Here is a 4193-nt window from a genome sequence, read left to right as displayed (position 1 = left end):
GAATTTGACTTAGAAGAATCAAATAATCGACTTTTTGAAGCAACCACATTGCTACAATACAAAGGAGGATACACTTTGGAAGAAGAAAAAACTGCTGATGCAAAAGTTATTGATTTTAGCATGAAAGATAAGAAAAACAATAATTTCCACTTTGATGGCGATAACAAAGGCAACGATATTATGCTAAAGCTTTCGACTGCTCCAATCTGGACAATAGACATGGGTATTGGTGCTGGTGAAGTAGATTTTGATTTGAGTAACTATAAAGTTAAAAAGTTGAATCTTGAAACTGGTGCCGCTTCGATTGATATTAAATTTGGTGACAAACAAGACAACATAGCTGTTGATGTAAAGTCGGGTGTGGCAGAAGTTAAAATTCAAGTTCCAGAAAGTGTTGGTTGTGAAATCAGAATGGACGGAGCATTGAATGCCAAAGATTTTGACGATTTCGAGAAAGTCAGAGATGGCGTGTGGCAAACAAAAGGCTATGACAAAGCAGCAAAAAAAATAAATTTGAATGTAGAAAGCGGTCTTTCTTCTTTGAAAGTTTCTCGCTATTAAGCAAATAAACCTCACAGGTTTTTGAAACCTGTGGGGTTTTGACATATATTTGCAGAAAACCTTATTCTGCATGAAAAAAGCCTTCTTTTTTGCATTTTTTGCAATTTTCCCTTTCACATTATCTGCCCAAACACTGTCAACAAATGCAAAAATTAGCTTGCTGACGGTTTCTCCAGGGGCAGAATTATACTCAACTTTTGGACATAGTGCCTTCAGAATTAATGACCCTCAGCAAAGACTTGATGTCGTTTTCAATTACGGAGCATTTGATTTTCGAACAGAAGGTTTTTATATTAAATTTTTGAGAGGAACATTGCCTTACCAAATCAGCGGTAATTATTTTGAAAATGACATTACAGGCTGGACTCAAGAAAAACGTAGTGTTACCGAACAAATTTTGAATCTTTCGCAAGCTCAAAAACAAGGTGTTTATGATTTTCTTCAAAATAACTATTTACCCCAAAATAGAGAATATGCCTACAAATTCTTTTATGATAATTGCTCAACTCGCTTGCGAGATGTGTTGAAAAGAGTTTGTACCGATAGCCTGACGTTTTCAAAAACAATTCACGCCGATAGTTCGTACCGCCAATGGATAGATGTGTATGCTCGGAAAAATGAAAAATTATGGGCAGATTTTGGCATGGATTTAGCAATTGGAGAGCCTTCCGACCGCAATACAGGTGCAAATGGAGCAATGTTTTTGCCAGATAATTTGATGGATGCGTTCGATAATGCTAAAATTCAAAAAGATAGTACGTGGAAACCTTTAGTTTTAGAAAAAATTGAATTGAATAAAGGGATGTTGCCCATAATTGTAAAAGAAAAAGAACTGATTACACCTAATATGTTATTTTGGACTTTTTTCTTTTTAGTGCTTATATTTACTTTTTATCAATTCAGAAAGACACGCAATAGCTTCATTTTTGATAAAATATTTTTTACAATAGCAGGAATTTTTGGTTGGTTTATCTTTGTACTTTGGTTTTTTACCGACCACGGCGTAACCGAAAATAATCTCAATATTATTTGGACTTACCCATTATTATTTCCCATTGCTTTATTATTAAAAAAAGAGAATAGCGGTTCGCCGCCCGATAGAGCTTGGCTATCAAAGCATTTCTTGGCTTATGGTATAATCCTCATTTTATTCTTGATTTGCTGGAAACTTTTTCCGCAAGAAATTAATTATTCGCTTGTGCCAGTAGTGTTTGCTTTGGCGGTAAGAGCATTCTATATTTGGTGGAGATTAAGAAAGAAATTGAGTTCGTTTTGAAAAAAAAGGAGCCTTCGCTCAAAGCGAAGGCTCCTTAAAAAAACTTTCTTTAAATTTGTCTCCACCGAAACATTTCCTTTCCTACTTTACCTGTTATTTGGTCTGTTTCGTTCCAAATAAAATCATAAAAAATAATCTCATTTCCTACGAATTTATAGCCATAAGTTGTTGATTTATTGTTTTTGGCGTAAAAATCAATTAAATCGATGTCGGTTTGCGTAGTTATGTAATCGCTCCAAACGTAATAAGTAGCTAATGAATCAATGCCAGATATTTTTCCATCGAATTTTAGTTCGATTTGATTGCTGCCAGCACTATATTTTCCAATCCAAAATTTCTTTTCAATAAAACCAATAGTATCTACTTTCTTGAAAGTACTTTTACCTAATTTCAGTGTACCATTTACTAATATTCCTTCAAATTCGGGCGTTTTTTTTTCTTCATAAGCATTGAAAAGTTGTATTTTATCACCTTTTTTTACTATAAATTCCGAACTTTCATGAAAATTCCAAACGATATTGGCGGTATCAGCATTAGCGTTAAAATTGACCATCACTGTATCGGCATATATTTTTGCTTGAAGTGGTGATTTTGTTCGTTCGAGTGATTCTAAATATTTTGCATTTACCCAAATTGTGTTTCCTAAATCGGGTGTTTCTTGTTCCTTTCGACAAGAAAACAAGATTACCGTTAACGAAAGAAAAAGAAATAGTTTTTTCATTATGCTATTTTGTTAATTTAAACAATTATTCGAACGTAAATTTATAAAAATCAACCTTTTCCTCCACTATTTCCATACCATTTCTTTTTTGGTTTTCCTGAGTCTTGGGCAGGGGCGGTATTGTTAGGTCTTGGATTATTATTTGCTCTTAGATTTGAGTTTGAACCTGTATTTGGTCTTGAGGTAGAACTTGGTCTTTGAGTATTATTAGGTCTGCCGCCTCTTCCTTGAGGTTTTTGCAACTGTGGTGGAGGAACAGAATAATCAGGTTTTATGGCAAAAGGATGGTCTTCCACCAAAGGAATTTTCTTGCCAATCAACCTTTGAATATCTTTCAAATAGCCCAATTCTTCATCTTCACAAAATGAATATGCTGTACCATTTGCTCCTGCACGCCCAGTTCGACCGATGCGATGTACATAAGTTTCTGGGATGTTCGGAATCTCAAAGTTAATTACGTGAGCCAATTCATCAACATCAATGCCTCTTGCTGCAATATCTGTTGCAACTAAAACCCTTGTTTCTTTACTTTTAAAATTGCTCAAAGCTCTTTGACGAGCATTTTGTGCTTTATTTCCATGAATCGCCTCGGCTTTGATTTGGTGACTCAAAAGCATTTTTACAACCTTGTCTGCACCGTGCTTGGTTCGTGTGAAAACCAAAGCCGTTTCCATGTTTTTTTCTTTCAAAATTTCTAATAAAAGAGCATTTTTATCTTTTTTATCAACATAATACAGAAACTGATTGATAGTGTCTGCAGTTGAAGAAACAGGTGTAACGCTCACGGAAATGGGGCTGTCTAAGATTGTCGAAGCCAGTTTTACGATTTCGTCAGGCATAGTTGCCGAGAAAAACAATGATTGACGTTTTACGGGCAAAAGCTTGATTAGTCGCTTCACATCATGCACAAAACCCATGTCGAGCATACGGTCAGCTTCGTCCAAAACAAAAACTTCAATAGCGTTTAGACTGATAAAATTTTGGGTAATCAAATCAAGCAAACGCCCTGGAGTAGCAACCAAAATATCAACGCCATTATGCAATTCGTCGGTTTGTTTTCCTTGTTTTACTCCACCAAAAATAACAGTATATTTTAAGTCAGTATATTTTCCGTAAGCCTCAAAACTTTCACCAATTTGAATGGCTAATTCACGTGTTGGCGTAACTATTAGTGCCTTTATTTTTCTTCTACCTTTACGAAATTCACTATTTTGATGTAATTTTTGTATAATCGGAATTGCAAAAGCTGCGGTTTTTCCTGTGCCAGTTTGAGCACATCCCAAGAGGTCGTTTCCTGCCAAAATAATAGGAATTGCTTGTGCTTGAATTGGAGTTGGTGTTACATATCCTTCAGCAATAAGTGCTTTTTGGATAGGTTCAATTAATTTTAATGATTCAAATGACATAAATATTGGTTTTGTATGCTTACCCCAAATAGAGGTTTTTCACAAAGGTAACTATTTTTTTTCTGTTATCAGTAAACAGTTATGGTGGAGCTTTTACATAGGAACTACTGCAATTCTTAATTCTCAACTCTAAATGACTTTGTTGCAACGGTTGAATTAAGTGATAATTTTCTGTGATTCAGGTAATCCAAGTTGAGCAAATTTGTTAAGAATCTTACAATTTATACTC

Annotated in this window: 3 protein-coding genes and 1 pseudogene; 2 read left to right on the top strand and 2 right to left on the bottom strand. The window is 34.8% G+C overall.

From position 1 onward, the window contains the following. Both ACH2CJ_RS19675 and ACH2CJ_RS19670 read left to right on the top strand, forming a co-directional pair. Nucleotides 1-561, top strand: a pseudogene (locus ACH2CJ_RS19675) (hypothetical protein); the annotation flags it as partial. A gap of 70 nt (nucleotides 562-631) precedes the next feature. Further along, the gene (locus tag ACH2CJ_RS19670; protein WP_394995665.1) at nucleotides 632-1837 is read left to right on the top strand and encodes a DUF4105 domain-containing protein; all 1206 of its coding nucleotides are present in this window, start codon (nucleotides 632-634) and stop codon (nucleotides 1835-1837) included. Between the two features lie 49 nt (nucleotides 1838-1886). Here the strand turns inward: ACH2CJ_RS19670 and ACH2CJ_RS19665 are convergent, their stop codons facing one another. Together ACH2CJ_RS19665 and ACH2CJ_RS19660 are read right to left on the bottom strand one after the other, a co-directional pair. Beyond that, complete coding sequence (locus ACH2CJ_RS19665) at nucleotides 1887-2558, bottom strand: hypothetical protein (RefSeq protein WP_394995662.1); 672 nt, start codon at nucleotides 2556-2558, stop codon at nucleotides 1887-1889. 50 nt (nucleotides 2559-2608) lie between these two features. Beyond that, nucleotides 2609-3964, bottom strand: a complete 1356-nt coding sequence (locus ACH2CJ_RS19660; RefSeq protein WP_394995660.1) for a DEAD/DEAH box helicase — start codon at nucleotides 3962-3964, stop codon at nucleotides 2609-2611. Between the last annotated feature and the right edge of the window lie 229 nt (nucleotides 3965-4193).

The organism is Emticicia sp., from assembly GCF_043780375.1.
Taxonomy (GTDB): Bacteria; Bacteroidota; Bacteroidia; order Cytophagales; family Spirosomataceae; genus Emticicia.
This window is presented reverse-complemented; position numbering and strand designations above follow the sequence as displayed.

Excerpts from the sequence above, each read along its gene's own strand:
- ACH2CJ_RS19670 (WP_394995665.1), top strand. The coding sequence starts at position 632 with ATGAAAAAAGCCTTCTTTTTTGCATTTTTTGCAATTTTCCCTTTCACA.
- ACH2CJ_RS19660 (WP_394995660.1), bottom strand. The coding sequence starts at position 3,964 with ATGTCATTTGAATCATTAAAATTAATTGAACCTATCCAAAAAGCACTT.
- ACH2CJ_RS19665 (WP_394995662.1), bottom strand. The coding sequence starts at position 2,558 with ATGAAAAAACTATTTCTTTTTCTTTCGTTAACGGTAATCTTGTTTTCT.